This is a genomic window from Bradyrhizobium sp. U531 (assembly GCF_051710265.1).
GTDB lineage: Bacteria > Pseudomonadota > Alphaproteobacteria > Rhizobiales > Xanthobacteraceae > Bradyrhizobium.
Window position 1 is genome coordinate 1 of record NZ_JASVEN010000041.1, and the last position, 545, is coordinate 545.

A 545-nucleotide genomic window follows, 5' to 3' on the forward strand; every position below is an offset into this window, starting at 1 on the left:
GACATCTGGCCGCCTGTTTTCGGTGACGGGAAGACATAGTCGGACGTTGCGCGCTGGAAATGTTTCGCTGCCGCGAGTACTTCATCAACGAGGTGGGTGCGCGGCACATCGTGGTGCAGGCCCATCTTGGTCCATGCCGCATCGAAGGTGATGCGGTCATCCATGATGTGCTTTCGCCACTCGATCATGGTTGGTTCGCTGCGGCGCGGGCCACCGAGCAGGCACATCCGTGCTAATTGCCCAAAAGCCCCGAGCTTGCCGGACGCGTGCCAGACCTTGATGATCTCCTCATCGGTCAGCGCGCGGCCCTTCGTTCGGCGCCCGACCCTCTGCGCACGGGTTTCCTTGGGCGCGCGATAGCCGGCGAGCACGTTGTGCTCGACGTAACCTTCACCGACACACCATTCGAGGAGTGTGTGCGTGTGCTTGCGCAAGTCCTTGGCCGCGCCGCGCTTACCGGTCTTGGTGATCTTGTCCACTGCCGCCATGATTTGCCGTCGCGTCAGCTCGCCGATAGCGAGATCGAAATGATCCTTGAGACCGCG

Annotated in this window: 1 pseudogene; it reads right to left on the reverse strand. The window is 61.8% G+C overall.

The annotated features are described in order from the left end of the window. Nucleotides 1-545, reverse strand: a pseudogene (locus QRQ56_RS39210) (tyrosine-type recombinase/integrase); the annotation flags it as partial.